Annotated in this window: 25 protein-coding genes; 16 read left to right on the forward strand and 9 right to left on the reverse strand. The window is 64.6% G+C overall.

The window, feature by feature from the left end:
- The first annotated feature begins 41 nt into the window (after positions 1 to 41).
- A complete protein-coding gene (gene phnF, locus EN874_RS13320; RefSeq protein WP_127425152.1) occupies positions 42 to 788 on the forward strand; it encodes a phosphonate metabolism transcriptional regulator PhnF in 747 nt (248 codons plus the stop codon).
- Between the two features lie 5 nt (positions 789 to 793).
- On the opposite strand, the gene EN874_RS13325 is transcribed toward phnF, so the two are convergent.
- The 6 genes from EN874_RS13325 to EN874_RS13350 all read right to left on the reverse strand — a co-directional run bounded on the left by EN874_RS13325 (position 794) and on the right by EN874_RS13350 (position 8294).
- Positions 794 to 1810, reverse strand: coding sequence for a zinc-binding alcohol dehydrogenase family protein (locus tag EN874_RS13325; protein ID WP_127425153.1), 1017 nt, complete (start codon positions 1808 to 1810; stop codon positions 794 to 796).
- 69 nt (positions 1811 to 1879) lie between these two features.
- Positions 1880 to 2845, reverse strand: a complete 966-nt coding sequence (locus tag EN874_RS13330; RefSeq protein WP_126087560.1) for an ABC transporter permease — start codon at positions 2843 to 2845, stop codon at positions 1880 to 1882.
- Positions 2842 to 4395 carry a sugar ABC transporter ATP-binding protein gene (locus tag EN874_RS13335; protein ID WP_127425154.1) on the reverse strand — a complete coding sequence of 518 codons (1554 nt, stop codon included), beginning with the start codon at positions 4393 to 4395 and terminating at the stop codon, positions 2842 to 2844. Before EN874_RS13335 ends, EN874_RS13330 begins: the two co-directional genes overlap by 4 nt.
- Positions 4396 to 4554: 159 nt before the next feature.
- On the reverse strand, positions 4555 to 5550 hold the full coding sequence (locus EN874_RS13340; RefSeq protein ID WP_126087562.1) for an ABC transporter substrate-binding protein: 996 nt from the start codon (positions 5548 to 5550) through the stop codon (positions 4555 to 4557).
- A 181-nt stretch (positions 5551 to 5731) separates the two neighbouring features.
- Positions 5732 to 6730, reverse strand: coding sequence for an aldo/keto reductase (locus EN874_RS13345; protein WP_127425155.1), 999 nt, complete (start codon positions 6728 to 6730; stop codon positions 5732 to 5734).
- 58 nt (positions 6731 to 6788) lie between these two features.
- Positions 6789 to 8294 (reverse strand): altronate dehydratase family protein, encoded by a 1506-nt coding sequence (locus EN874_RS13350; protein WP_127425156.1) that lies wholly within the window; start codon positions 8292 to 8294, stop codon positions 6789 to 6791.
- A gap of 250 nt (positions 8295 to 8544) precedes the next feature.
- Here EN874_RS13350 and EN874_RS13355 point away from each other — a divergent pair, with 250 nt between their 5' ends.
- The 6 genes from EN874_RS13355 to gndA all read left to right on the forward strand — a co-directional run bounded on the left by EN874_RS13355 (position 8545) and on the right by gndA (position 14380).
- Complete coding sequence (locus tag EN874_RS13355) at positions 8545 to 9447, forward strand: GntR family transcriptional regulator (RefSeq protein WP_126087565.1); 903 nt, start codon at positions 8545 to 8547, stop codon at positions 9445 to 9447.
- Positions 9448 to 9574: 127 nt separating this feature from the next.
- Positions 9575 to 9922: a hypothetical protein gene (locus EN874_RS13360; RefSeq protein WP_127425157.1), complete on the forward strand. Its 348-nt coding sequence runs from the start codon at positions 9575 to 9577 to the stop codon at positions 9920 to 9922.
- A 92-nt stretch (positions 9923 to 10014) separates the two neighbouring features.
- A complete protein-coding gene (locus tag EN874_RS13365; protein ID WP_127425158.1) occupies positions 10015 to 10545 on the forward strand; it encodes a copper chaperone PCu(A)C in 531 nt (176 codons plus the stop codon).
- A gap of 37 nt (positions 10546 to 10582) precedes the next feature.
- Positions 10583 to 11101 carry a YcnI family protein gene (locus tag EN874_RS13370; RefSeq protein WP_127425159.1) on the forward strand — a complete coding sequence of 173 codons (519 nt, stop codon included), beginning with the start codon at positions 10583 to 10585 and terminating at the stop codon, positions 11099 to 11101.
- Between the two features lie 136 nt (positions 11102 to 11237).
- The gene (locus EN874_RS13375; protein WP_245513567.1) at positions 11238 to 12794 is read left to right on the forward strand and encodes a CopD family protein; all 1557 of its coding nucleotides are present in this window, start codon (positions 11238 to 11240) and stop codon (positions 12792 to 12794) included.
- Positions 12795 to 12952: 158 nt separating this feature from the next.
- Positions 12953 to 14380, forward strand: coding sequence for an NADP-dependent phosphogluconate dehydrogenase (gene gndA / locus EN874_RS13380; RefSeq protein ID WP_127425161.1), 1428 nt, complete (start codon positions 12953 to 12955; stop codon positions 14378 to 14380).
- A 26-nt stretch (positions 14381 to 14406) separates the two neighbouring features.
- Here gndA and EN874_RS13385 read toward each other — a convergent pair whose 3' ends face one another.
- A complete protein-coding gene (locus EN874_RS13385; RefSeq protein WP_245513555.1) occupies positions 14407 to 15099 on the reverse strand; it encodes a TetR/AcrR family transcriptional regulator in 693 nt (230 codons plus the stop codon).
- A gap of 19 nt (positions 15100 to 15118) precedes the next feature.
- Here EN874_RS13385 and EN874_RS13390 point away from each other — a divergent pair, with 19 nt between their 5' ends.
- A complete protein-coding gene (locus tag EN874_RS13390) occupies positions 15119 to 15574 on the forward strand; it encodes a DUF2269 family protein (protein WP_127425162.1) in 456 nt (151 codons plus the stop codon).
- A 27-nt stretch (positions 15575 to 15601) separates the two neighbouring features.
- Here EN874_RS13390 and EN874_RS13395 read toward each other — a convergent pair whose 3' ends face one another.
- Positions 15602 to 16657, reverse strand: coding sequence for a LacI family transcriptional regulator (locus EN874_RS13395; protein WP_127425163.1), 1056 nt, complete (start codon positions 16655 to 16657; stop codon positions 15602 to 15604).
- Between the two features lie 384 nt (positions 16658 to 17041).
- On the opposite strand from EN874_RS13395, the gene EN874_RS13400 reads away from it, so the two are divergent.
- The 8 genes from EN874_RS13400 (at position 17042) to EN874_RS13435 (ending at position 24919) form a co-directional block, all read left to right on the forward strand.
- Complete coding sequence (locus EN874_RS13400) at positions 17042 to 18280, forward strand: ABC transporter substrate-binding protein (protein ID WP_127425164.1); 1239 nt, start codon at positions 17042 to 17044, stop codon at positions 18278 to 18280.
- A gap of 81 nt (positions 18281 to 18361) precedes the next feature.
- Complete coding sequence (locus EN874_RS13405; RefSeq protein ID WP_127425165.1) at positions 18362 to 19255, forward strand: sugar ABC transporter permease; 894 nt, start codon at positions 18362 to 18364, stop codon at positions 19253 to 19255.
- Positions 19248 to 20180, forward strand: a complete 933-nt coding sequence (locus EN874_RS13410) for a carbohydrate ABC transporter permease (RefSeq protein ID WP_127425166.1) — start codon at positions 19248 to 19250, stop codon at positions 20178 to 20180. The genes EN874_RS13405 and EN874_RS13410 overlap by 8 nt, the downstream gene beginning before the upstream one ends.
- Complete coding sequence (locus EN874_RS13415) at positions 20180 to 21289, forward strand: ABC transporter ATP-binding protein (RefSeq protein WP_168247488.1); 1110 nt, start codon at positions 20180 to 20182, stop codon at positions 21287 to 21289. The genes EN874_RS13410 and EN874_RS13415 overlap by 1 nt, the downstream gene beginning before the upstream one ends.
- Positions 21290 to 21326: 37 nt before the next feature.
- Complete coding sequence (locus EN874_RS13420; protein ID WP_127425167.1) at positions 21327 to 22073, forward strand: sugar phosphate isomerase/epimerase; 747 nt, start codon at positions 21327 to 21329, stop codon at positions 22071 to 22073.
- An 11-nt stretch (positions 22074 to 22084) separates the two neighbouring features.
- Positions 22085 to 23227 carry a Gfo/Idh/MocA family oxidoreductase gene (locus EN874_RS13425; RefSeq protein ID WP_127425168.1) on the forward strand — a complete coding sequence of 381 codons (1143 nt, stop codon included), beginning with the start codon at positions 22085 to 22087 and terminating at the stop codon, positions 23225 to 23227.
- Positions 23228 to 23340: 113 nt separating this feature from the next.
- On the forward strand, positions 23341 to 24387 hold the full coding sequence (mgrA, locus tag EN874_RS13430; RefSeq protein WP_127425169.1) for an L-glyceraldehyde 3-phosphate reductase: 1047 nt from the start codon (positions 23341 to 23343) through the stop codon (positions 24385 to 24387).
- A gap of 127 nt (positions 24388 to 24514) precedes the next feature.
- Positions 24515 to 24919 (forward strand): Fur family transcriptional regulator, encoded by a 405-nt coding sequence (locus EN874_RS13435; RefSeq protein ID WP_059184736.1) that lies wholly within the window; start codon positions 24515 to 24517, stop codon positions 24917 to 24919.
- A 167-nt stretch (positions 24920 to 25086) separates the two neighbouring features.
- Here EN874_RS13435 and EN874_RS13440 read toward each other — a convergent pair whose 3' ends face one another.
- Entirely contained in the window at positions 25087 to 25707 is a 621-nt protein-coding gene (locus tag EN874_RS13440) for a LysE family translocator (protein WP_127425170.1), read from the reverse strand.
- Between the last annotated feature and the right edge of the window lie 6 nt (positions 25708 to 25713).

The following is a 25713-nucleotide window of genomic DNA, read 5'->3' on the forward strand; positions in this document are numbered from 1 at the left end:
AGAGGCGCAAAAGTTAGGGCGAAGACGTTGGGGGCGGGAAAATGACGGGGCTGGCAAGCAGCATCGAAAGGCGCAGCGGCGTCTCGCTGTGGCGGCAGATCGCCGACAAGATATTGCAGGGCATCGCGAGCGGCGATTTCGTCGAGAATGCGGCGCTGCCGCCCGAGGTCGTCCTGGCCGAGCGCTACGGTGTCAACCGTCACACGGTGCGCAGCGCCATTGCCGCGCTGGTGCAGGAAGGTGTGCTGAGGGCCGAGCAGGGGCGCGGCACCTTCGTCCTGTCGCGCAAGCGGCTGTCCTATCCGATCGGCGCCCGCACGCGCTTCTCGACCGGGCTGCAGGGGCAGACGAGCGAGCGCCACATCGCGTTGCTGTCGTCATCGACCGAGCCGGCCGACCGGCGCATCGCCGAGGCGCTCGGCATCGCCAGGGGGGTAGCGGTTATCCGTTTGGAAACGCGCGGAGAGGCCGACGGGCATCCGGTGTCGCGGGCAACGACGTGGTTCGATGCACAACGTTTCGCCGGCATCGAGGCGGCGATGGCGGAGACGGGATCGATCACTGCTTCGCTCAAGCGCTTCGGCATCAATGATTACCTGCGGCAATCAACCGTGCTCTCGGCGCGCCACGCCGACGCCGACGACCTCGCCGATCTCGACCTGCAGCCGGGCGCCATCGTGCTGGTTACGGTCGCCGTCAACGTCACGCTGGACGGCCAGCCGATCCAGTTCGCCGAATCGCGGTTTCCGGCGGAGCGGGTGGAACTGAGGCTTTCGGCCAACGATTAGTTGGTCTACCCGACCTCGATGACGGCCTTGATCAGCCCTGATTTCTCATGCGCCCAGCGTGCGAGATCGCGCGGCGTGCCGGCAAGCGTCGTGCGGTGGGTGACGAGTTTGGCCAGCGGCACGGCGCCGTCGCGGATCGAGGCGGCGACATGGTCGAAATCGGCTTTGAGCGCATTGCGGCTGCCGACCAGCGTCATCTCGCGCTTGTGGAACTCGGGGTCGGAGAAGGTGATATCGTCCTTGACGACGCTGACCAGCACCAGCGTGCCGCCATGCGCGACATGGGCGAAGGCCGACTGCACCGACTGGGTGTTGCCGGTGGCGTCGAACACCAGGTCGAAGCCTTCGCCGCCGGTCGACTGCCGCACCAGTTCGGCCGCCGGGGCTTTCGAGGCGTCGAGCGCCGCAAAGCCGAGCGCGCTTTCGGCGAAGCCGAGCCGTTCGGTGCTCATGTCGAGCAGGCTGACGTCGAGCCCGGCGATGCGTGCAAACAGGGCCGTGCCGAGGCCGATCGGGCCGGCGCCGATGACCAGCGTGCGCTGGCCGGGCGCGCCAAGCGAGCGCCGCACCGCGTGCGCGCCGATCGCCAGGAATTCGACCGCGGCCGCATCGGCCAGCGACAGGCCGTTTGCCGGGTAAAGGTTTTGCGCCGGCACGAGGACCTCGTCGCACATGGCGCCGTCGCGATGCACGCCGAGCACCTCGATCCGGACGCAGCAGTTCGGCTTGCCGTGCCGGCAGGCGATGCACTTGCCGCATGCGAGATAGGGGTTGATGATCACCGGTTCGCCGATGGCAAGGTCGACGCCGTCACTCCTCTCCACGACCGTACCCGAGACCTCGTGGCCCATGATGCGCGGGTAGGCGAGGAACGGGTGCTTGCCTTCGAAGATATGATAGTCGGTGCCGCAGATGCCGACATGGCTGACCGCGACCCGCGCCCAACCGGGGGGCGGCGCGGCGGGCTCAGGGCGGTCTTCGAGGACAAGTTCGCCGGGCGAGCGGCAGACGACGGCTTTCATGCGCTGATCCAGTATTTGCGAGAACGCCGGCCTCGGTCGGTCGAGGTCGGCGTTCTGGTTCAGGAACGACTATTTGCCGCGACGGCGCAGGCCGTCGAAGTAGACGATGACGATGATAAGGACGCCGGTGATGACGCGCTGCCAGAAGGTGTTGACGTTGAGCAGGTTGGCGCCGTTGTTGATCGTCGAAAGGATGAAGGAGCCGATCAGCGGTCCATGCACCGAGCCGATGGCGCCGAACAGCGAGGTGCCGCCGATCACCGAGGAGGCGATAGCCTGCAGCTCGTAGGTGTCGCCCTGCGTCGGGTTGCCGATGCCGATGCGCGATGCCAGCAGCACGCCGACGAAAGCGGCGAGCAGGCCGGACAGGATATAGGCCATGAAGATGGTGCGCGGCACGTTCACGCCCGACAGGCGAGCGGCCTCCGCGTTGGAGCCGACCGAGAACAGATAGCGGCCCCAGCGCGTGTGATGCAGGAAGACATAGGACGGTATCGCGACCAGGATCACCATCCAGAACAGATAGGGGATGCCGAGCAAGGAGCCGCGCGAGAAAGCCTGGAACGGATCGCTGTTGATCGAGATCGAGTTGCCGTTGGTCATCAGCAAGCCGATGCCGCGCAGCGAGGTCATGGTGGCCAGCGTGATGATGAAGGGCGGCAGGCCCATCTTGACGATGCCGAAGCCATGGAACAGGCCGATGGCGACGCCGGTCAGCAAGGTGATCAGCACCGCCGCCCAGATCGGCCAGCCGGCATTGATCAGAAGCGCGACGATGACGGTGGTGAAGCCGACGACGGCGCCGACCGAAAGGTCGATGCCGCCGGTGATGATGACGAAGGTCTGGCCGACCGCCAGGATGGCGATCAGCGAGCCCTGGCGCAAAAGGTTGGTGATGTTGAGCGCCGTGGCGAAGGATGGCGTGGCGAGGGCCAGCACGATCCACATCAGGAGCAGCAGGCCAAGCAGCGTCAGCCCGAACAGGGCATTGAAATTGCGCTTGGATTTTTCGGCGGGGATCGCCTCGGTGCTCATTTTTGTCCTCCCGACTTTTCTTGTTTCTCGGCCAGTGCCTGACCCAAAATGTCCTCGTGGCTGGCGGTGCGGAAACCATGCGTGGCGACCAGCTTGCCGCGCCGGAACACGTGCAGCGTGTCGGCGAGCTCGTAGACTTCCGGCAGATAGGACGAGATCAGGATGATGCCGGCGCCCTTCGACAGCAGCGTCGAGAACAGGCGGTAGATCTCGGCCTTGGTGCCGACATCGACGCCGACCGTCGGCTCGTCGAAGATGAACAGCTTGGCGCCATGCGCCAGCCATTTGCCGATGACGATCTTCTGCTGGTTGCCGCCCGACAGGCTGGAGGCAAGCGCGTGGCGTGTCGGCGTCTTGATCCTGAGATCCGCGATTTGGCGGTCGGCCTCGGCCTTCTCGCGCGAGCCGGAGATCAGAAGGTTGTTCGAGATGCGCTTGTAGATCGGCAGGTTGAGGTTCATGCCGACCGGCAGGTTGAGGCAAAGGCCCTGGTCGCGGCGGCTTTCCGGCGCCAGCGCCATTCCGAGCCTTATCGCGTCATGCTCGGAATTGACCTGCACCTCCTTGCCTTGCCAAAACACCTGGCCGGCCGACTTCCTGTGACGACCGTAGAGCGTGGTGACGAACTCGCTGCGGCCGGCGCCGATCAGGCCGTAGAGGCCGACGATCTCGCCGGCGCGGACGGTCACCGAGACGTTCTCGAAACCCTTGCCGGAAAGGTTCCGGGTCTCGGCGATAGCAGCGCCCGGCGTGAAATGCTCCTTGTGGTAGATCTGCTCGATCGAGCGGTTGATCATCAGCTTGACCAACTCCGGCTCGCTGGTCTCGGCGATGTCGCGGGTGCCGACGAGGGTGCCGTCGCGCAGCACCGAGACGCGGTCGGCGAGCTCGAACACTTCCTCCATGCGATGGCTGATATAGATGATGGTGACGCCTTCGCCCTTCAGCCGGCGGATCAGCTTGAAAAGCTGGTCGGCTTCCTTGCGGGTGAGATAGGCGGTCGGCTCGTCGAAGATCAGGAATTTTGTGCCGCGCACGGTGGCGCGAGCGGCGGCGATCAGCTGCTGCTGGCCGATGGTGAGGTCGCCGAGAACGACATGCGCCGGCAGATCGAAGCCGAGGCCGTCGATGATCTTCTGCGCTTCCTTGACCATGGCGCGCTGCTGCAACAGGCCGAAGCGGGAATTCTCCTCGCCGAGGAACATGTTGGCGGCGACGGTCAGGTGGCGGCACAGCACCACCTCCTGGTGGACGGCATTGATGCCGAGCGCCATCGCCTCATGCGGCGTGGCGAGCGCCTCGGGCTTGCCTTCCCAGATGACCTCGCCGGAGGTGCGCGGCATGACGCCGGTGAGCAACTTGATGAGCGTCGATTTGCCGGCGCCGTTCTCGCCGACGATGGCGTGGATCTCGGCCGCCTTGAAGGCAAGGTTCACGGGCTTCAGCGCATGCGTGCCGGGGTAGCGCTTTTCGAGCCCCCGCAGTTCGAGGATCGTCCTGCCGGGCTCCAGCGTGGGTGCGGGGTGCAGTTCCTGCGCCGTCGACGTCATGACAATCCTCCCAGATTGATCCTAACTGTAGGATACGCAGCGATGCGTCTAGCGCGCATCCAGAATGCGCAGCGTAAACCAAGCGGGCAAATTGCCAAGCCGCCGCTAACGGATGTTTCCGGGGCGCCGAGGCCCCGGAAACGACTTGTCGCGAAGATCTCAGTTCAGCTTCGGGTTGAGCAGCGCGTCGATCTTCGGTTCCTTCATGTTGTCCTTGGTGACGAGGTTGGCGCCGGTGTCGACATTGGCCTCGACCTTCTCGCCCTTCGAGGCGGCTAAAGCGGTCTTGATGCCGTCGTAACCCATCCGGTATGGATCCTGGACGACGAGGCCGGAGATGACGCCGTCGTTCAAGAACTTGATCAGCTTCTCGTCGCTGTCGAAGCCGATCAGCGCCACCTTGCCGGCAAGGTTGTTCTCGGCGATCGCCTGGCCGACGCCCTGCGCCATGATCAGGTTCGAGGCGAAGATGCCCTTGAGGTCCGGATTGGCGGTGATCAGGTCGGTCGCGATGTTGAGGCCGGTCGTGGCCTGGCCGTCGGCGTACTTGTCGGCGACGAGCTCGAGGCCGGGATATTTCGCCTTGAGCTGCTCCTTGAAGCCTTGCGCGCGCTGCTCGAGGGAGCCAGCGCCGGGGAGAGCGGTGATCAGCGCCACCTTGCCTTCGACCTTGCCGCCATTGGCCGCGCCGATCGCTGCCGCCAGACCGTCAGCCGCGACGCGACCGCCCTGGACGTTGTCGGTGGTCAGGAAGGAGGTGAAGGCCTTGGATTCGGCGCTGGAGTCGATGCCGATGACCTTGACCTTGGAAGCTGCCTCATCGATCGGCTTGCCGAGCGCCTTGGCCTCGGTCGGCGCGATCACGACCGCGGCGGGATTGCCGGCGACGGCGTTCTCGAGGATCGAGATCTGGCCGTTGACGTCGGTCTCGGCCTGGGCGCCGAGCTCCGGCACGTTGACGCCGAGATCCTTGCCGGCCTTGCGGGCGCCGGCCAGCACGATCTGCCAGTAGAAGGAAGTGGTGTCCTTGACGATGATCGGAATGGTTACGTCTGCGGCCGAAGCCGGCGCTGAATGCAGCGCGCCTGCGAGCATCGAGGCGGCAGCAAGCGCCACGAAAGCGCGGCGGTTGAGAAGGCTGGTCACGAATTTCATTTAGGATCCTCCCTAGGTCGCCTGGTTAGGGTTGCAGATGTTCCGTCTGGATAGGCGCGGCCCAAACAGAACTTTATCAATAAAAAACATTTGCTATATTTTGATAGTGCAAAGGTCGGGCGGATGCAAGCGCTGTTTGGTGCCGTTTGCGTGATGGCGGGCGGGAGCGCGGCACCGGATCTCAGCCGAGCTGCTGCACGATCGTATAGGGATCGTATTTGGCGAACTCCGTCGGCGGCACCTCGACGTCAAGCAGTTCGAGGTTGCGCGTCAGATTGGCGGGCTTGGCCGTGCCGGTGAGCACCGAGGCGACGACCGGCTCGTGCAGCGGGAACTGGAACGCGGCGGCGGCCAGCGGGTATCCGCCTTCTCCCGCGATCCTTTCCATAGCGCCGACCCGGTCGAGTACATCCTTGCTCGCCGGCAGGTAATCGAAATGCGCGCCGTGCACCGGGCCCGTCGCCAATATGCCCGAGTTGAAGACACCGCCGATGATCAGCGAGGTCTTGCGCTCGCGGCAGAGCGGCAGCAGCTCGGCTTCGGCGCTGCGGTCGAGCAGCGAATAGCGGCTGGCAAGCAGGATGCAGTCGAGCGGCGCGCGCCGAAGCACGTCGAGGCAGATCCGGACCTCGTTGACGCCGAGGCCGTAGGCCGAGATCGTGCCGGACGATTTCAGCTCCTCCAGCGCCTTCAGCCCGCCTTCCATCAACTGGCGGAAATGGATTTTCGTCGCCTCGACGCCATGCGTGTAGGTGCCGATGTCGTGGACGAACAGGATGTCTATTCTGTTGAGGCCGAGCCGCGCGTAGGAAAAATCCACCGAGCGCATGATGCCGTCGTAGGAATAGTCGTAGTCGAGCGCGAACGGCAGCGGATCGACATAGGAGTGATCGGGAACCTGATCCTGCGGCACCGGCCGGAACAGGCGCCCGACCTTGGTCGAAAGCACGTAGGAGGAGCGCGGCTTCTCACGCAGGAAATCGCCGGTCCGGCGCTCCGACAGGCCGAAGCCGTAGAAGGGCGCGGTGTCGAAGTAGCGCAGGCCGCCATCCCAGGCCGTCTGCAGCGTTTCCATGGCGGGCTCGCGCGGACAGGCGCGATAGAGCCCGCCGATGGCAGCGCCGCCGAAGCTGATCTCGGTAACTTCGAGCGCGGTCTCGCCGATCCGGCGTTTGTTCATCAAAGCCTCCCATTTGCCGACTGCGTTCCTCAGCCAGCGATCTTTTGCTGCAGGCGATCTAGAGCGTCGCGCCGAGATGCCAGGGCACGAACTCGTTGTCGCCGTAGCCGAACGCTTCGCTCTTGGTCTTGCGGCCGGATGCCGTCTCGATGATCAGTTCGAAGATCTCGCGGCCCATGCCGGCGATGGTCTTCTCGCCCGAGGCGATGGCGCCGCAATTGACGTCCATGTCCTCTTCCATCTGGTGGTACATGGTCGAGTTGGTGGCGACCTTGATCGACGGCGTCGGCCGGCAGCCGAAGCAGGAGCCGCGGCCGGTGGTGAAGACGATGACGTTGGCGCCGCCGGCGACCTGACCGGTGGCCGAGACCGGGTCGTAGCCGGGCGTGTCCATGAACACCAGCCCGTTGCCGCTGACCTTCTCGGCATAGCCGAAGACGCCGTTGAGCGGCGTCTGGCCGCCCTTGGCGACGGCGCCCAGCGACTTCTCGAGGATGGTGGTCAGGCCGCCGCGCTTGTTGCCGGGCGAGGGGTTGTTGTCGATCGAAGCGCCGTGCTTGGCGGTATGGTCCTCCCACCACTTGACAAAGCTGTCGAGCTTGGCGGCGATCTCGGGCGAGGCGGCGCGATAGGCAAGCAGATGCTCGGCGCCGTAGATCTCGGTGGTCTCCGACAGGATGCCGATGCCGCCGCAGCCGGCGAGGATATCGACCGCCGCGCCCAGCGCCGGGTTGGCGGTGATGCCGGACATGCCGTCGGAGCCGCCGCATTGCAGGCCGACGACGATCTCCGAGACCGGGATCGGTTCGCGCCGCAGCTGGCCGACCTCCTCGGCGATCTCGGCCAGCACGCCCATCGCCCGCTCGACGGATTTGCGCGAGCCGCCGGCTTCCTGGATGTTGAAGTGGCGTTTTCCGGCCGCGACGCCCTTCTGGCCGTAGAGGGTGAGCTGATTGACCTCGCAGCCTAATCCCACCATCAGCACGCCGCCGAAATTCGGATGGCGCGCATAGCCGGCCAGCGTGCGGTGCAGGACCATCATGCCATCGCCGGTGGCGCTCATGCCGCAACCCTGGCCATGGACGATCGGCACGAAGCCGTCGATGCCGGGATATTTCGGCAAAAGCGTCCGGTTCGCCTCGTCGGCGATCGCATGGCAGACGGTGGACGAGCAGTTGACGCTGGCGATGATGCCGATGAAGTTGCGCGTTCCGGCGCGACCGTCGGCGCGTCGGTAACCCATGAAGGTGCGCTTGCGGTCGGCCTCGGTGGCATGCTCGGCCTCGCTTGGCGGCACCACCGGCAGGCGCCCGCTCTCGAAGACCAGATTGTGCGAGTGGACGTGCTCGCCCGGCGCGATGTCTTGAGTAGCGCGGCCGATGGCCTGCGCATATTTCACCACTGCCTCGCCAGCCGCGATCGGCTTGACGGCTACCTTGTGCCCGGGGTCGATCGCGGCAATCGCGACCGCGCCGCCGGGCAATGCAGCGCCGATCTCGATGCGGCCATTGGCGACCGCGACATTGTCGGCGGGGGAAAGCAGGATGGTGTTTGCGGCGTTCACGAGCAGCTGTCCTGGGTAAACCTGGGAGTGGGCGGATTGACATGCGCCCGTTTGGGGATAATGTCTTTTATCGTGAAAAAACATTTTTGCGTCAATTGTTTTTTCATCGTGCACGCCGCGCGCCCTGGGCGCAGGGCTGCCCGTTGGCGAGCCGGCGAAATTCGATTTACGCGTTTCGCAGCCTTGCGCTAGGAACACCGATCATATCGCGCTTCCGGCCGGCCGCCGCAAGCGTTGGGGGATACGGGGCATGTCGAAGAGCAACAACGTCTACAAGGACGCCTTCAACCGCGGACTGCGGCTGCTCGACGAGACCAAGAGCCTGCCGTCGGAGCCCGAGCTCGGCACGCTGCTCGGCGTCAGCCGCACCACGGTGCGCAGCATCCTTTCGCGCATGGAGGAGACCGGGCTGATCGCCTGGAACAAACGCAACAAGACGGTGCTGAGGTCGCCGCGGCCGGAAGATTTCTTCCCCGAGGAAGAGACCGATTCGCTGGCCGAGATCATCGAGCGCTCGTTCATGCGCCGGCTGCTTGCCGAGGGCGCCGAGGCGGGCATGCAGATCAACGAGCTCGAGCTGGCGCGCGAGATAGGCGTCGGCACCACCAGCGTGCGCGAATTCCTGATCCGCTTTTCGCGCTTCGGGCTGATCGAGAAGCGGCGCAACAGCCATTGGGTGCTGAAAGGCTTCACACGGGCCTTCGCGCTGGAGCTTACCGAAATCCGGGAGATGTTCGAGTTGCGATCGGCCGCCGCCTTCGTTGCGCTGCCGGAGGATAGCGCGGTCTGGGCCGATCTCGACCGGCTGGAGGTCGAACATCGTCGACTGGCCAGCGAGATCGCCACGCGCTTCAACGAATTCTCCGAGCTCGACGAGCGCTTCCACCGGCTGATCCACCGCGCGTCGCACAACCGCTTCATCGTCGATTTCTACGATGTGATCGCGATGATCTTCCACTATCACTATCAGTGGAACAAGGCGCAGGAGCGCGAGCGCAACGAGGTCGCGGTGCAGGAGCATCTGGCCTATATCGCGGCGTTGAAATCGCGCGATCCGGGCAAGGTGGATGCCGCGTGCCGAAAACATCTGAAGTCGGCGCGCCAGACGCTGCTCAGCTCGATTCCCGAAGGGCGGCAGCTGCAGCCCGCCTGACGAGGCGCATCGCGCCGCGTTGCCGCAGCCCGGTTTTGCCGATTTTCCGGCCGCCGGCCCCATGCTAGGGTCGGCCAAGTTGCTGGAGAGAGGCAGTCCGTTGAATATCCGGCTGAGACGATGGAGCATGCCGGCCGCGTTCGTCGCGGCGCTGCTGCTGTTGTTCCAGTCGGCGCTCGGCGCCTTCGCCTTCGGCGCGCCTTCACAGCTCGATGCCTTCGGCAACGTCATCTGCACGCATGACGGCGCGGCCAAGCTTCCGGGCGGCGGCCCGCACCAGCAGCACATGCCGGCCTGCTGCTCGCTTGGCTGCAGCATGGTTTGGACCGCGCATCTGCCGCCGCCGGACAGCGGCGCGCTTGCCAGAACCTCGGCGTTCGAAGCGGTTGCCTTCCCATCCCTGGCTTTCCGGCATCTCGATTTCGCCCGCGACCGCTCTCCCGCCAATCCGCGGGCGCCACCGGCAACGGTCTGACGAACACCCGCAAAACCTTCGCGGGCGCATTCATCCAAGATCAGACTGCTCGCGACCGGATGACGGCGCGATCTCATACCCATGGAGCAACCATGTCCAATCTTCTTCCTGCAGCGCGCGCGCAAGCTCGTCCGCGCGGTTTCGAACAGCTCAGCCTTGCCGTGTTCGTCCTCCTTCTCCTGTTGGCCTGCGTTTCCGGCGCCCCGGCGCATGAATTCAAGGCCGGTGACCTCGAAATCGGACACCCGTGGTCGCGCGCCACGCCGCCCGGCGCCAAGGTGGCCGGCGGCTATTTCACAGTCACCAACAAAGGCAGCTCGCCCGACCGGCTGCTGTCGATTTCCTCCGAGATCTCCGACAAGGCCGAACTGCATGAGATGGGCGTCAAGGACGGCGTCATGACTATGCGGCCGGTGAGCGGCGGGCTCGAAATTCCGGCCGGCGGCAAGGTCGAGCTGAAGCCCGGCGCCTATCACCTGATGTTCGTCGGCCTCAAGCGGCAGCCCAAGCAGGGCGAGAAATTCGCGGCCACGCTCACCTTCGAGAAGGCCGGCAGCGTCAGCGTCGAGTTCGCCGTCGAAGGCATGGGCGAGATGGGCGGCATTGACGATCACGCCGAGTGATCCGTCATCCGCCAATTCGAAATCAGAGGGACAATCCATGAAGACATATCTTTTGGCGGCGGGCGCGCTTTTCGTGCTCGGGACCAATGCCGCGCTTGCGCACATCACGCTCGAAACCCAGGAAGCGGCCGTCGGCTCGACCTACAAGGCTGTCCTGCGCATGCCGCATGGCTGCGAGGGCAAGGTGACGACCGCGCTTCGCGTGCAGATCCCGGAAGGCGTCATTTCGGTCAAGCCGATGCCGAAGCCCGGCTGGACGCTGCAGACCAAGAAAGGCCGATACGAGAAGTCGTATCAGCTCTATGGCGAGACGCTCACCACCGGCGTCAAGGAAATCGACTGGAGCGGCGGCAATTTGCCCGACGACTTCTATGACGAGTTCGTCTTCCGCGCTTCGCTGGCGGCCGATCTGCCGGCGGGGCAGATGCTCTATTTCCCGGTGGTGCAGGAATGCGGCGACGCCGCGGATCGCTGGATCGAGATTCCAGCGGCAGGACAGGACGAGGATGCGCTGGAAAATCCGGCGCCCGGCATCAAATTGCTGCCGAAGAAATGATCTCTTGATGGCGCGTCCGGTTCGGGCGCGCCGTCGCTTCTTGAAAGACCGCATGAACGCAGCAACTTTCCCAATCCGCCCGGGCGGCATCCGCATCGGGCCAGCCACCAGCCGCCTGGTTGCGGTTCTGGTGTTGATGGCGCTGCTGGCGGTGCTGCTGCCCGGCCGCGCCTTTGCGCATGCGGCGCTGGTCGCGGCCGATCCGGCCGACGGCACGGTGCTGGTGCAGAGTCCGGCGCATTTCTCGCTGACCTTCAGCGAGCCGGTCTCGCCGCTGGTCCTCACTTTGGTGCGGCCGGACGGCACGCGGCTTGCGCTGACGTCCTTTCGCCTGAACGACCGGACCATCGAGATCGACAATCCCGAGACGCTCAAATCCGGCACGCATGTGCTGAGCTGGCGGGTGATCTCGGAAGACGGCCATCCTGTCGGCGGCTCGGCGCTGTTTTCCGTCGGCGCGCCAAGTGCGGCGCCAGCGGCGGGCGAAGCCGTCGACCGGTCGGTGCGCGCGGCGATCTGGGCGGCCAAGCTCCTCCTCTATGCCGGCCTCTTTCTTGGTGTCGGCGGCGCCTTCTCGCTTGCCTGGCTCGCCGAACACCAACGGTGCGGCCGGCGTTTCGTCATCGGCGCGCTGCTCTGCGGAATGGCCGCCGCGCCGGTTTCGCTGGGCTTGCAGGGGCTGGACGCGCTTGCCGCGCCGCTCCCCCGGTTCGCGGCGCCGGCGGTCTGGCGGACAGCGCTCGAGACGAGTTTCGGCTGGACGGTGCTTGTCGCCCTGATCGCGCTTGGACTTGCGCTGCTCTCCCTCGCCGGACCGCGCGCTCCTCGCAAGCTGCTTGCGCTTGCCGGACTCATCGGCGTCGGCGCAGCGCTTGCGGCAAGCGGCCACGCCAGCGCCGCCGGGCCGCAATGGCTGACGCGGCCCCTGGTGTTCCTGCACGGTGCGGCCATCGCCTTTTGGACGGGCGCGCTGGCGCCGCTCGGCCTTGCCTTGAGGTTCCAGCCGGCGGAGGCGAAGGTTTTCCTGCGGCGGTTCTCGCGCGCCATCCTGCCCGTCGTTGCCGTGCTCGCCGCAAGCGGCATCGTGCTGGCGATCATCCAGGTGCAGACGCCAGCTGCATTGATCAACACCGCCTATGGCCGCCTGCTGCTGTTGAAACTGGCCTTCCTGCTGTTCCTGTTCACGCTCGCTTCGGTCAACCGCTGGACGCTGACCGCGCCGGCCGAGGCGGGCGACACGGAGGTGCAGCGGCGGCTGGTGCGCTCGATCGGCATCGAGACGCTGATCGTGCTCGCCATCTTCGGCGTCGCCGCCGGCTGGCGCTTCACGCCGCCGCCGCGCGCGCTGGCGATCGCCGCCGCGCAGCCGGTGTCGATCCACATCCACACGCTGCAGGCGATGGCCGACCTCAGCATCACGCCCGGTCATGCGGGGCAGGTGGCGGCTTCGATGGTCGTCATGACCGGCGATTTCGGTCCGCTCGACGCCAAGGCGGTGACGCTGGTGCTGTCCAAGCCCGATTCCGGCATCGAAGCGATCAAGCGTTCGGCGACAAAGCCCGGCGACGGCACCTGGCGGGTCGACAATCTCGTCATCCCGGTTCCAGGCCGCTGGACGGCGCGCCTCGACATCCTCGTCTCGGACTTCGAGATGGTGAAGATCGAGGCGCCGATCGACATCCGCGGTGAGTGATATTCAGGTGAGGCCGGCCTGACCCGGATCTCACCCACCGCGGTCCCGCGCAATTCGGCGAGGCGGTTGACGCGGCCGCCAAGGCCCGTCATTCATCTGGGAAAGGCGTTCTCCAGGACGCAGCCTCCAACAAGCATTCGGAAAGCAGGGAAGAAACGATGGAAAAAGCCGAAATCGGCCTCATCGGCCTTGGCACGATGGGCTCCAACCTGGCGCTCAACATTGCCGAGCATGGGCACCGCATCGCCGTCTTCAACCGCACGGCCGCGCGCACCGACGCCTTCGTCGAGAGCGCCGGGCCGCTGAAGGACAGGGTCGTGCCCTGCTACAGCCTGGAGGAGCTCGCCGCCGCGATCCGGCCGCCGCGGCCGATCATCATCATGGTGCTCGCCGGCAAGCCGGTGGACGAGCAGATCGCGGCGCTTCGCGGCGTGCTGTCCGACAACGACATCGTCATCGATGCCGGCAACGCCAATTTCCGCGACACGATGCGGCGCTTCTCCGAGCTCTCCGGCTCCGGTCTCACCTTCATCGGCATGGGCGTATCCGGCGGCGAGGAGGGCGCGCGCCATGGGCCGTCGATCATGGTCGGCGGCACGGAGGAGTCCTGGAAGCGCGTCGAAAAGGTGCTGACGGCGATTTCGGCCAAGTTCAAGGACGAGCCGTGCGCCGCCTGGCTCGGCACCGATGGCGCCGGCCATTTCGTCAAGACCATCCACAACGGCATCGAATATGCCGACATGCAGATGATCGCCGAGATCTACGGCATCCTGCGCGACGGCCTCGGCATGGAACCGAATGAGATCGGCCGGGTCTTCGCCGAGTGGAACAAGGGCCGGCTCAACTCCTATTTGATCGAGATCACCGCCAAGGTGCTGGCCGCGGACGATCCGAAGACCGGCAAGCCGGTGGTCGACGTCATCCTCGACCGCGCCGGCCAGAAGGGCACCGGCAAATGGTCGGTCATCGAGGCGCAGCAGCTCGGCATTCCGGCGACGGCCATCGAGGCGGCGGTCGCGGCGCGCGTGCTGTCCTCGATCAAGGACGAGCGACAGGCGGCGGAAAAGGCCTATGGCACTATCGGCGTCGAAAAGATTTCCGGCGACAAGGCAGCCCTTTTGAAGGATCTCGAACTGGCGCTGTTCGCCGGCAAGATCGCTGCCTATGCGCAAGGCTTTGCGGTGATGAGCGGCGCCTCGAAGGAATTCAACTGGAACCTGCCGATGCCGACCATCGCCAAGATCTGGCGCGCCGGCTGTATCATCCGCTCGCAGATGCTGGACACGATGGCCGAGGCCTTCGGCTCGGGCGGCGCGTCAACCAACCTGCTGATGGCGCCGGCCTTCATCGCCATGATGAAGGAGGCCCATCCTTCGCTCAGGCGCATCGTGGCCAAGGCCTCCGAGGCAGGCTCGCCGGTGCCGGCGCTGTCGTCGGCGCTCGCCTATTTCGACAGCTACCGCCAGGGCCGCGGCACCTCGAACCTGATCCAGGCGCAGCGCGATTTCTTCGGCGCGCATGGCTTCGAGCGCATCGGCGAGCAGGGGGCGTTTCACGGACCGTGGGGCAGCGGGGCGAGCGGGTAAGACGAGGCGCCGCTCTCGCGGAGCGTCTATTTCAGATACCCGACCACGAGCCGAGTGGCCTCGTCGATGAGCGTTTCGGCCGCTTCATTCGATAGCTTCTCGGAGCTGTGCAACACCGCGGTATGGGCGAGCGCTTCGATCGAAGTCACGCACACAAAGGCGGCAAGTCCAAGATCGGCCACGCGTAGCTCGTCGCTGTGGCTTTCGAGATAGCTCTTGAAGAGAGAGTGGGCTTCGCGATTGAAGGCTTCCACGTTTTCGAGGCGTCCCGTGCGCGGAATCTGCTCGGCAAGGACACGATGCAGCTTGGGGTCGATGCGATGCGCCTCGATCGCGACGGCAACAAGCCGGCGCGCTGCTCTCTCGACCGGCTGCGAGGCGACCTCCGCAAAAACCCTCCGCACGACCTGCATGATGTCCTGGTTGTGACGATCGATGACGGCGGCAACGAGCGCTTCCTTGCCCGGGTAATACTGGTAAAGCGAGCCGATGCTCACACCGGCCTCTTCGGCGATCCGGTTGGTGCTGGCCTTGTCGAAACCGTCCCTGACCAAAATGCGAGCGGTCGCCTCGATAAGCGCGTCCACCGTCGCGCGCGACCTGTCCTGGGAGGCGTTCTTCCTTGGATTCGTGAGCAGCTTAGGTGCCATATTCCTGCCGGTCCCAATGCGAGTAGACAATTGTGAGCTATCGCTCGCATTATGTCCACCGATGCTCAAGCGATGCGGATGGTGACAGATGCTCTATAAAATTGTTTTGGGAATCCATGCGTACGCCATGTGCGCCGCTTTGCTGTTGTTCGTGGCGAACGAACTTCTGCTAATTCCTGCCCGAAGAGGGCAGCCAGGGCCGGCCAGAATGGCCTTCTTCGCCAGCCGCTTTGCAGGGCTTCTGGTGGGCGCCGGTGTGCTTGCCGGCATCGCCCTTGTCTTTCTTGGCGGCTGGTCCCTGCTGGCGCCTTGGCTGATGGTGTCGCTAGCGCTTGTCGCCGCCTTGATGGCGGTCGAGAACAAGCTCGTGCGCCCGTGGGCAACGCAGGCTCAAGCAGCACTTCGCGGTGCCGTCTCAGCCGTCGAGGTCAAAGCCTTTGCTGGCAACAAACGCGCCCTGGTTGGACGCCTGACCATGATCACGCTCTTTGCACTCATTGTCGCGCTGATGGCCACGAAGCCCGAGCTGAACCCCTTTGCATGATGATCGCCGTCGCGAAAGGCGCAGAGGTCACTGATCTTGCGAATGCCGATAGGGCAGAACCTCGCCCGGCGTGCTGAGCGACTGCAGTGAGCCGGGTTCCTTGCCGCCGATCCAGCCGAGCACCGCGCGGGCGAGCTCGGAGCCGGCGAGCCGGAAATTCTCGTTGACCACCAGCAGTTCGCGCCGGAACAGATGCAGCAGTTCCGACGACTGTTTCGACACCACGTCGACATCGCGGCCGAGCTTCAGGCCGGCATCCTCGATGCCGGCGACGATGGCGAGCGTCGCCGCGGCGGCGCTGCTGACGAAGCCGTCCGGCCGATCCTCGCGCCGCATCAGCTGCGCGGTCCGCATCCTGATCTGCTCGATCGAATGGTCGATCGTGACGGTGTTGAACGGCACTTCGCTGGCGCCGACCTCGCTCAACGCATCGGTGAAACCGTCCACAGTGTGGCCGCGATAGGTCAGGCCGATGGGTGGCGTCAGCAAAGCGAGGCGGCGCCGGCCCATGCCGGCCAGATGCCGCACCGCCTCGCCGGCGAAGGCGTAGTTGTCGAAGTCGTGATAGGGATGCACCAGCCCCATGTCGGTGCGGCCATGCGTGGCGAAGGGAATGCCGCGCTCCAGCATGAAGCGGGCCCTGGGGTCGTTGGGCTGCGTGCGTGAAATGATGACGCCGTCGGCGGAGCCCGTCTCCACCAGATAGCGCACCGGGTCCAGTGGATCCTGCGAGCGTGAATAGGGCGTGACGATCAGGTGATAGGGCGTGTCGGCGATGACTTCCGAGACGCCGTAGATGATGTCCGAGACAAAGCTCATGATCTCGCGCTCGGTGTTGAGCACCAGGCTGATGACGTTGGTCTTGCCGGTCCTCAGCCTCACGCCGGCGCGGTTCGGCCGGTAGCCGATCTGCTTGGCGACGAGCTGGACGCGGCGCCTGGTCTCGGCGCCGATCTCGGGCGCGTCCTTCAGCGCGCGTGACACCGTCGTGACGCCGAGCCCGGTCATGAAGGCGAGCGTCTTCAGCGTCGGCCGTTCCTTGGCCGACGTCTCGTCGTCCTTCTCGGTAGCTCGTCTATCCATTCGTCCCGCCCATCAGGCGCATAGCAGCCGTGAAGCCGGCCGGCAACCGTGTGCATCGACATTTGCGCGGCTTTTGGCCCGTGACACGGGTCAATATACTGAAACGTTACAGATTGCCAACGCCTGAGACCTACGAGCGGGTCGCGATCGTTGCGGCCGGTTATGAGGGAGCGGGCTGAAAGCCACTGGAATCGCATAGAAATCTCAATTTCTCACGGCTTTCGGCATCAATTGGTTGGGCTGGGCGCTGTCGGGTTGCCTTTGGAGATGGATTTTGTTCGCGTCCCGAAAAAATCTCATGCCGTTTCGATTCGAGGGGTTGCCTATGCCAGTCATTTGCCGTATCGAAAATCTGTAACGTTTCAGATTCTGGGAGGAACCGAAATGCGATATAAATTCCTGACTGCCGCGTTCGCCGCGACGGTCGCGCTGAACTTCGCCGGAGCGGCGGGCGCGACCGACCTCGAAGTCACCCATTGGTGGACTTCGGGCGGCGAGGCGGCGGCGGTGGCTGAACTTGCCAAGGCCTTCGACGCGACAGGCAACCATTGGGTCGACGGCGCTATTGCCGGCTCCGGTCCCACGGCGCGGCCGATCATGATCAGCCGCATCACCGGTGGCGATCCGATGGGCGCCACCCAGTTCAACCACGGCCGCCAGGCGGAAGAGCTCGTCCAGGCCGGGCTGATGCGCGACCTGACCGACATCGCCACCAAAGGCAAGTGGACGGAAATCGTGCGGCCAAAGAGCCTGCTCGATAGTTGCACCATCGACGGCAAGATCTATTGCGTGCCGGTCAACATCCACTCCTGGCAGTGGCTGTGGCTGTCGAACGAAGCCTTCCAGAAGGCCGGCCTGCCGCTGCCGAAAGACTGGAATGAGTTCGTGGCGGACGCGCCGGCGCTGGAAAAGGCCGGCATCATCCCGCTCGCGGTCGGCGGGCAGGCCTGGCAGGCATCGGGCGCCTTCGACGTGCTGCTCGCCGCTGTCGGCGGCACTGACGCCTTCCTCAAGGTCTACAAGGAAAAGGATGCCAAGTTCGCCGGCGGCCCCGAGATCGCCAAGGTGTTCAAGGCGGCCGACGACGCCCGCAAGATGGCCAAGAACACCAATGTGCAGGACTGGAACCAGGCGACCAACCTGGTCATCACCGGCAAGGCCGGCGGCCAGATCATGGGCGACTGGGCGCAGGGCGAATTCCAGGTCGCCGGCAAGACCGCCGGCAAGGACTATGCCTGCCTGCCCGGCCTCGGCCTGAACGAGGTTATCGCCACCGGCGGCGACGCCTTCTACTTCCCGCTGCTGAAGGACGCCGACAAGGCCAAGGCGCAGGAGGTCCTGGCGGAAACGCTGCTCGACCCGAAGACCCAGGTCGCCTTCAACCTGAAGAAGGGCTCGCTGCCGGTGCGCGGCGACGTCGACCTTGAGACGGCGAACGACTGCATGAAGAAGGGTCTCGCCATCCTGGCCAAGGGCGCCGTCATGCCATGGACCGACCAGCTGCTCTCGCAGGACAGCCAGAAGCAGAAGGAAGACCTGTTCTCCGAGTTCTTCGCCAAGCCCGACATGAGCGTCGTAGAGGCGCAGAAGCGCTTCGCCGAGATTATCGGCTCGGCGGACTGACAACCGGCGCCCCCGCCGGCTCCCGGCCCCGACCTATCGGGGGTCGGGAGCATGACGCCCTCATTGTCCCCGGCTGCCGAGATGAGCAACAGCGAACGCCCTAACCAGCTTTTCCGCAATCTGAACGCCAAGGTCGCATCGATCCCGATGGTGCTCACCGCGCTGGTGGTGTTCGTCGGCGGCACGGCCTGGACGGTGCTCTATTCCTTCACCAATTCGAAGCTGTTGCCGCGGCTCACCTTCGTCGGGCTCGACCAGTATCACCGGCTCTGGTCGACATCGCGCTGGCTGGTGTCGATCGAGAACCTTCTGATCTACGGCGTGATCTCCCTGGTGTTCTCGCTTGTCATCGGTTTCCTGCTTGCCGCCCTTCTCGACCAGAAGATCCGCTTCGAGGACACCTTCCGCACCATCTTCCTCTATCCCTTCGCGCTGTCCTTCATCGTCACCGGCCTGGTCTGGCAGTGGCTGCTCAACCCGGATTTCGGCGTCCAGCGCGTGGTGCGCGACCTCGGCTGGACGAGCTTCAGCTTCGATCCGCTCTACAATTCCAGCATCGTCATCTACGGCATTTCGATCGCCGCGCTCTGGCAAGGCACGGGGCTGATCATGTGCCTGATGCTCGCCGGCCTGCGCGGCATCGACGAGGACATCTGGAAGGCCGCTAGGGTCGATGGCATACCGATGTGGAAGACCTATCTCTTCATCGTCATCCCGATGATGCGGCCGGTCTTCATCACCACGCTGGTCATCATCGCCGCCGGCATCGTCAAGGTCTACGACCTCGTCGTCGCCCAGACCAGCGGCGGCCCGGGCATCGCCTCCGAAGTGCCGGCAAAATATGTCTACGACTACATGTTCTTCGCCCAGAACCTCGGCCAAGGCTTTGCCGCCTCGACCATGATGCTGCTCTCGGTGGTGATCGTCATCGTGCCATGGGCCTATCTCGAATTCGGAGGCAAGAAGCATGGGTGAGATTGCTGCCTCCGTTCCCCATGCAGGTGCCCTTCAACGCGATGCAGCGGGTCCGAGCGGAACAAAGCCGCGGCATGTGCTCTCGCGCCGCAACATCTTTCTCTACGGCACGCTGATCGTCGTGGCGCTCTATTATCTGCTGCCGCTTTACGTGATGGTCGTCACGTCGCTGAAGGGCATGCCAGAAATCCGCCTCGGCAACATCTTCTCGCCGCCGCTGGAGATCACCTTCGAGCCTTGGGTGAAGGCGTGGGCGACCGCCTGCACCGGCCTCAATTGCGACGGGCTCTCGCGCGGCTTCTGGAATTCCGTGCGCATCACCGTGCCGTCGGTGCTCTTGTCGATCGCGATCGCTTCGGTGAACGGCTACGCCTTGGCCAACTGGCGCTTCAAGGGCGCCGACAGCTTCTTCATCATCCTGATCGTCGGCGCCTTCATCCCCTATCAGGTGATGATCTATCCGATCGTCATCATCCTGCGCGAGATCGGCATCTACGGCACGCTGACCGGCCTGGTGATCGTGCACTCGATCTTCGGCATGCCGATCCTGACGCTTCTGTTTCGCAACTATTTCACGTCGATGCCGGAGGAGCTGTTCAGGGCGGCGCGCGTCGACGGCGCCGGCTTCTGGGGCATCTATCTGCGCATCATGCTGCCGATGTCGCTGCCGATCTTCGTCGTCGCCGTCATCCTGCAGGTGACCGGCATCTGGAACGACTTCCTGTTCGGCGTCGTCTACACCCGCCCCGACACCTATCCGATGACGGTCCAGCTCAACAACATCGTCAACTCGGTGCAGGGCGTGAAGGAGTACAACGTCAACATGGCCGCAACCATCCTGACCGGCCTCGTGCCGCTCATCGTCTACTTCGTTTCCGGCAAGCTCTTCGTGCGCGGCATCGCGGCCGGCGCGGTGAAAGGATGATGATGGCAGCAGCGATCGCCAATCCCAGCGTCTCGATCCAGGACCTGTCGCTCAATTTCGGCGTCATGTCGGTGCTGAAGACCCTCAATCTCGACGTCGCCGAGGGCGAGTTCATCGTGCTGCTCGGACCCTCCGGCTGCGGCAAGTCGACCCTGCTCAACTGCATCGCCGGCCTGCTCGACATTTCCGAAGGCCGCATCTTCATCAAGGGCAAGAACGTCACCTGGGAGGAGCCGAAGGACCGCGGCATCGGCATGGTGTTCCAGTCCTACGCGCTCTACCCGCAGATGACCGTGGAGAAGAACCTGTCCTTCGGCCTGCGCGTCGCCGGCGTGCCGAAGGACGAGATCGCCAAACGCATCGCGCGCGCGGCCGAAATCCTGCAGATCGAGCCGCTGTTGCAGCGCAAGCCCTCGGCGCTTTCCGGCGGCCAGCGCCAGCGCGTGGCGATCGGGCGCGCGCTGGTGCGCGACGTCGACGTCTTCTTGTTCGACGAGCCGCTCTCCAACCTCGACGCCAAGCTGCGCTCGGAACTGCGCGTCGAGATCAAGCTCCTGCACCGCAGGCTGCAGAACACGATGATCTACGTCACCCACGACCAGATCGAGGCTATGACGCTGGCCGACCGCATCGCGGTGATGAAGGGCGGCGTGATCCAGCAGCTCGACGCGCCGCAGACGATCTACAACCGCCCGGTCAACCGCTTCGTCGCCGGCTTCCTCGGCTCGCCGGCGATGAATTTCCTCAAAGGGGAGTTGGAAGCGGGCGACGCTCCCGTGTTCAAGGCCGACGGTATCTCGGTGCCGCTTGGCCGTTACGCATTCGATGGCGACAACGGCCGCGCCGCGAGGCCTTGCATCTTCGGCATCAGGCCCGAGCACATTGCCTTGGGTGACGCCGCCAAGGCAATGCCCTTCACCGCCGAGTCGACCGTCGAGATCGTCGATCCGATGGGCTCCGACACGCTGGTGTGGACGAAGCTCGGGGGCCAGATCGTCTCCTTCCGCGTCGAGGCGGACAAGACGCTGAGCAACGGCGATGCGATCCGCATCGGCTTCGATCCGGCGCGCGCCTCGCTGTTCGACGCTCAAACCGACAGCCGCCTCTAATTCTGAAAAATCCCCCCAAGCAGAACGGACAGGACAGATGAACTGGTCATTCCAACTCTACAGCGCTCGAAATTTCCAACCGTGGGGCGGCGTGCTGAAAATGCTCGGCGAGCTGGGCTACAAGGAAGTTGAAGGCTTCGGCGGCGTCTATGACGACCCCAAGGCTTTTCGCGCCGAGCTCGACAAGAACGGGCTTGCCATGCCGACCGGCCATTTCTCGATCGATGCGCTGGAGAAAGATTTCGACGGCGTGCGCAAAATCGCCGATGCGCTCGGCGTCACGCTGCTGATCTGCCCCTACCTGATGCCCGATGCGCGGCCGGGCGATGCCGGCGGCTGGCGTAGCTTCGGCGAGCGGTTGGCCAAGGTTGGCGAGACAGCGAAGAAGGCCGGCTACGGCTTTGCCTGGCACAACCACGATTTCGAGTTCAAGGCGCTTGGCGACGGTTCGGTGCCGCAGGACCATATCCTGTCCTCAGCACCCGATATCGGCTGGGAGATGGACCTGGCCTGGGTGGTGCGCGGCGGCGCCGATCCGCTGCCCTGGATCGAAAAGCACGGCAAGCGCATCGTCGCCGTCCACGTCAAGGACATGGCGAAAGCGGGCGAGGGGCTCGATGAGGACGGTTGGTCGGATGTCGGCCACGGCACCATCGACTGGCCTGGTCTGATCAAGACGTTGCGGACCAAGAGCGCCGCCAAGTATTTCGTCATGGAACAGGACAATCCCAACGACATCGAGCGTTTCGCCCGGCGCTCGATCGCAGCAGCCAAGAGCTGGTAGGAGCATTCACAATGGCAAACAAACTTGGCGTAGGCGTCATCGGCTGCGGCAACATCTCGAAGGCGTATTTCTCGCTGGCGCCGCTGTTCCGCGGCATCAAGATGCGCGCCTGCGCGGACATCAACATGGATGCGGCGAAGATGCGGGCGAAGGAGTTCAAGCTCCGCGCCGAGACGGTCAACGACCTGCTGAAGGACGACGAGATCGACATCATCGTCAACCTCACCATCCCGGCCGTGCACTACGAAGTCTCGAAGGCGGTGCTCGACGCCGACAAGCACGTCTATTCGGAAAAACCCTTCGTGCTGTCGATCAAGGAAGGGCTCGACCTGAAAAGCCGGGCCGAAAAAAAGGGGCTGCGCATCGGCTCGGCGCCGGACACGTTCTTCGGCGGCGCGCATCAGCTGGCGCGCGAGCTGATCGACAGCGGCAAGCTCGGCAGGATCACCAGCGGCACCTGCCATGTCATGGGCCACGGCATGGAGCACTGGCACCCCAATCCCGACTTCTTCTTCCAACCGGGCGCCGGGCCGGTGCTCGACATCGGCCCATACTACGTCACCAACCTGATCCAGCTGATCGGGCCGGTGAAGCAGGTGGCGGCTTTCGCGGCGACGCCGGCCAAGGAGCGCACCATCAGCTCCAAGCCGCGCGCGGGCGAAAAGATCCCCGTCAACACGCCGACCACCATCCATGCGCTGCTCGAATTCGAGAACGGCGCCGTGGTGACGCTCAACACCTCGTGGGACGTCTGGAGCCACGGCCACGCGCCGATGGAGCTTTATGGCGAGGCGGGCACCGTCTTCGTGCCGGACCCGAATTTCTTCGGCGGCGAGCTGCGCTTCACCGACGCCACCAAGCCGGTGAAGAAGCTGCCGAAATGGGATCATCCGTTCGGCGTGCCCAACGAGATGCACAGCCAAGGCATGATGGCGAACTACCGCACCGCCGGCCTTGCCGACATGGCGATCGCGATCTCGGAAGGGCGGCCGCACCGCTGCTCGATGGAGCTGGCGCTGCACGCCGTCGACGTCATGACCGGCATCCTGCGTTCCGGCGATAGCGGCAAGTTCGTCGCCATGCAGACGACCTGCGAGCGGCCGGCAGCACTCGGCATCAAGGAAGCGAAGGCGCTGCTGGCGAAGAAAAAGTAGGTGGCAACTACCCTCTCCCCGTTTTGGCGGGGAGAGGGTATGGATGGGGGACAAGCATCGATTCAAATCCGTCGCGGCGCTCGCCGCGCCGCTTCGATCCCGAGGATTACCCCATGCCCTATATCGCCGCCGAGAACCGCTACGAGAAGATGATCTACAATCGCTGCGGACGCTCCGGCCTCAAGCTGCCAGCGATCTCGCTCGGCCTGTGGCACAATTTCGGCAACGACACGCCACACCGGACCAAGCAGGCGATCGTGCGCAAGGCCTTCGACCTCGGCATCACGCATTTCGACCTCGCCAACAATTACGGCCCGCCGCCCGGCTCGGCCGAGACCGCCTTCGGCGGGATCCTGCGCGCCGACTTCGCCGCCTATCGCGACGAGCTGATCATCTCGACCAAGGCAGGCTATGAGATGTGGGCCGGTCCCTATGGTGAATGGGGCAGCCGCAAATATGTGCTGGCGAGCCTCGACCAGAGCCTCAAGCGCATGGGGCTCGACTATGTCGACATCTTCTATTCGCATCGCTTCGATCCGGAGACGCCGCTGGAAGAAACCATGGGCGCGCTCGACCACGCGGTGCGCTCGGGCAAGGCGCTCTATGCCGGCATCTCCTCCTACAATTCGCAGCGCACGCGCGAGGCGGCCGACATATTGAAGCGGCTCGGCACGCCTTGCCTGATCCACCAGCCGAGCTATTCGATGCTCAATCGCTGGGTCGAGGAGGACGGGCTGCTGGACACGCTGGAGGGGCTCGGCATCGGCTCGATCGTGTTCTCGCCGCTGGCGCAAGGCATGCTGACCGACAAATATCTCGGCGGCATACCGGAAGGCAGCCGCGCATCCCAAGGCAAGTCGCTGCGCCCGGCCTTCATCAACGACAGGTCGATCGCCAACATCAAGGCGCTCAACGCCATCGCCGGCCGGCGCGGCCAAACGCTGGCGCAGATGGCGTTGGCCTGGGTGCTGCGCAAGGGGCGCGTGACCACGGCGCTGATCGGCGCCAGCCGGCCGGAACAGGTCGAGGATTGCGTCGGCGCGCTCAAGGTGCTCGAGTTCAGCGATGCCGAGCTGGCCGAGATCGATACCCACGCACGCGAGGCCGACATCAACCTTTGGGCGGCATCCGCCGAGCGCAAGGGACCGCCGCGCAAGTAGCGGCCGCCCCGGTCGGCCAACCGCGGAAACAGTGGCAAAACTACGCGTTCGTCGCTATCTCATGGACCAGAGATTGTTTGCGTGCACAATCGACACGCGAAACGACGCGACGAGCGGACGGAAAAAGATGACGGCAAGGGATGCGCTGACCAAGAACCAGCTGTGCGTGCTCGAGAAGCTCGAAGCCGCCAGCGGGCCGCTCAGCGCCTATATGCTGCTCGACCAGCTGCGCGAGCGCGGCTTCCGGGCGCCGCTGCAGGTCTATCGGGCTTTAGACACGCTGGTGAAATCGGGCTTCGTGCATAGGCTCGAAAGCCTCAATTCTTTCGTCGCCTGCGCCGAGCCGCACGACCACAGCCATTCGATGACCGCCTTCGCGATCTGTGACAGTTGCGGCCAGGTGACCGAGATGTCCGACCACGATGTCGACCACCGGCTGGACGAATGGGTGCGCTCGACCGGCTTCGCCGCGAAGAAGGCGGTGATCGAATTTCGGGGCGTGTGCGCCAAGTGCAGGGCCGAGGCCGCCTGACTATCTGCGGAACGCCACGGCGAAGTCGCCGAGCCTGACCGCTACGCCCACCGGAATTGCTTTGGCTAGAGCGGTTCAGCTCTTCACAGAATCGCCGATCCGCTCCAAGCGTTTGTTTTTGCGCAATTCCGGGCGGAAAACCGCTACGCACTTTTCCTGGAATTGCTCTAACGCGCCGTCGACCAGGCGAACCATATCGCCACCAGCGCCAGCATGGCGGAAAGCACCCTGCGAGCGACGCGCTCGCGTTGGGAATCGTTGAGGAACGGCTCCAGCGTTCCCGCCAGCACGACGATCGTTGCATGGATGGCCGTCGCGATGGCCACATAGACTGTGGTGAGCAGCACAGTCTGGGCCAGCGCCGGCCGATCGGCCTCGACGAAGGTGGGCAACACGGCGATGTAGAAGACCGCCGCCTTCGGATTGAGCAGGTTGGTGACGAGTCCGCGAGCGAAATACTTGCCATCCGGCGCCTTGGTCGCTGAAACCACGTCCGTGCCAGCCGTCCAGCCCTCCCAGGCCAGATAGAGGAGAAACAGCGTGCCCGCCCAGCGAAGCCCCTCGTAGAGCAGCGTGGACGCCTGGATCAATTCGGCGACGCCGAAGGCAGCGATGCCGCCGATGACGGCGAGGCCCAGCGCAATGCCGGCGACTGTGGCAATGCCGGCGCGACGGCCGTCATTGGCCGAGACCAGCGCCAGATAGGTCATGTTCGGCCCCGGCGTCAGCTCGATCAGCAGGGCAGCGAGCGCAAAGGAGAGCAGCGTGGCCGTCGAGAGCGGCAGCATTTCACC

This window comes from Mesorhizobium sp. M1D.F.Ca.ET.231.01.1.1 (assembly GCF_003999155.2).
In the GTDB taxonomy this organism is placed as follows: Bacteria; Pseudomonadota; Alphaproteobacteria; order Rhizobiales; family Rhizobiaceae; genus Mesorhizobium.

What these genes read in the sequence shown, in the direction of transcription:
- phnF (WP_127425152.1), top strand. Translation starts at nt 42, where the DNA reads ATGACGGGGCTGGCAAGCAGCATCGAAAGGCGCAGCGGCGTCTCGCTG.
- EN874_RS13325 (WP_127425153.1), bottom strand. Translation starts at nt 1,810, where the DNA reads ATGAAAGCCGTCGTCTGCCGCTCGCCCGGCGAACTTGTCCTCGAAGAC.
- EN874_RS13330 (WP_126087560.1), bottom strand. Translation starts at nt 2,845, where the DNA reads ATGAGCACCGAGGCGATCCCCGCCGAAAAATCCAAGCGCAATTTCAAT.
- EN874_RS13335 (WP_127425154.1), bottom strand. Translation starts at nt 4,395, where the DNA reads ATGACGTCGACGGCGCAGGAACTGCACCCCGCACCCACGCTGGAGCCC.
- EN874_RS13340 (WP_126087562.1), bottom strand. Translation starts at nt 5,550, where the DNA reads ATGAAATTCGTGACCAGCCTTCTCAACCGCCGCGCTTTCGTGGCGCTT.
- EN874_RS13345 (WP_127425155.1), bottom strand. Translation starts at nt 6,730, where the DNA reads ATGAACAAACGCCGGATCGGCGAGACCGCGCTCGAAGTTACCGAGATC.
- EN874_RS13355 (WP_126087565.1), top strand. Translation starts at nt 8,545, where the DNA reads ATGTCGAAGAGCAACAACGTCTACAAGGACGCCTTCAACCGCGGACTG.
- EN874_RS13360 (WP_127425157.1), top strand. Translation starts at nt 9,575, where the DNA reads ATGCCGGCCGCGTTCGTCGCGGCGCTGCTGCTGTTGTTCCAGTCGGCG.
- EN874_RS13365 (WP_127425158.1), top strand. Translation starts at nt 10,015, where the DNA reads ATGTCCAATCTTCTTCCTGCAGCGCGCGCGCAAGCTCGTCCGCGCGGT.
- EN874_RS13370 (WP_127425159.1), top strand. Translation starts at nt 10,583, where the DNA reads ATGAAGACATATCTTTTGGCGGCGGGCGCGCTTTTCGTGCTCGGGACC.
- EN874_RS13375 (WP_245513567.1), top strand. Translation starts at nt 11,238, where the DNA reads ATGGCGCTGCTGGCGGTGCTGCTGCCCGGCCGCGCCTTTGCGCATGCG.
- gndA (WP_127425161.1), top strand. Translation starts at nt 12,953, where the DNA reads ATGGAAAAAGCCGAAATCGGCCTCATCGGCCTTGGCACGATGGGCTCC.
- EN874_RS13390 (WP_127425162.1), top strand. Translation starts at nt 15,119, where the DNA reads ATGCTCTATAAAATTGTTTTGGGAATCCATGCGTACGCCATGTGCGCC.
- EN874_RS13395 (WP_127425163.1), bottom strand. Translation starts at nt 16,657, where the DNA reads ATGGATAGACGAGCTACCGAGAAGGACGACGAGACGTCGGCCAAGGAA.
- EN874_RS13400 (WP_127425164.1), top strand. Translation starts at nt 17,042, where the DNA reads ATGCGATATAAATTCCTGACTGCCGCGTTCGCCGCGACGGTCGCGCTG.
- EN874_RS13405 (WP_127425165.1), top strand. Translation starts at nt 18,362, where the DNA reads ATGAGCAACAGCGAACGCCCTAACCAGCTTTTCCGCAATCTGAACGCC.
- EN874_RS13410 (WP_127425166.1), top strand. Translation starts at nt 19,248, where the DNA reads ATGGGTGAGATTGCTGCCTCCGTTCCCCATGCAGGTGCCCTTCAACGC.
- EN874_RS13415 (WP_168247488.1), top strand. Translation starts at nt 20,180, where the DNA reads ATGATGGCAGCAGCGATCGCCAATCCCAGCGTCTCGATCCAGGACCTG.
- EN874_RS13420 (WP_127425167.1), top strand. Translation starts at nt 21,327, where the DNA reads ATGAACTGGTCATTCCAACTCTACAGCGCTCGAAATTTCCAACCGTGG.
- EN874_RS13425 (WP_127425168.1), top strand. Translation starts at nt 22,085, where the DNA reads ATGGCAAACAAACTTGGCGTAGGCGTCATCGGCTGCGGCAACATCTCG.
- mgrA (WP_127425169.1), top strand. Translation starts at nt 23,341, where the DNA reads ATGCCCTATATCGCCGCCGAGAACCGCTACGAGAAGATGATCTACAAT.
- EN874_RS13435 (WP_059184736.1), top strand. Translation starts at nt 24,515, where the DNA reads ATGACGGCAAGGGATGCGCTGACCAAGAACCAGCTGTGCGTGCTCGAG.
- EN874_RS13440 (WP_127425170.1), bottom strand. Translation starts at nt 25,707, where the DNA reads ATGCTGCCGCTCTCGACGGCCACGCTGCTCTCCTTTGCGCTCGCTGCC.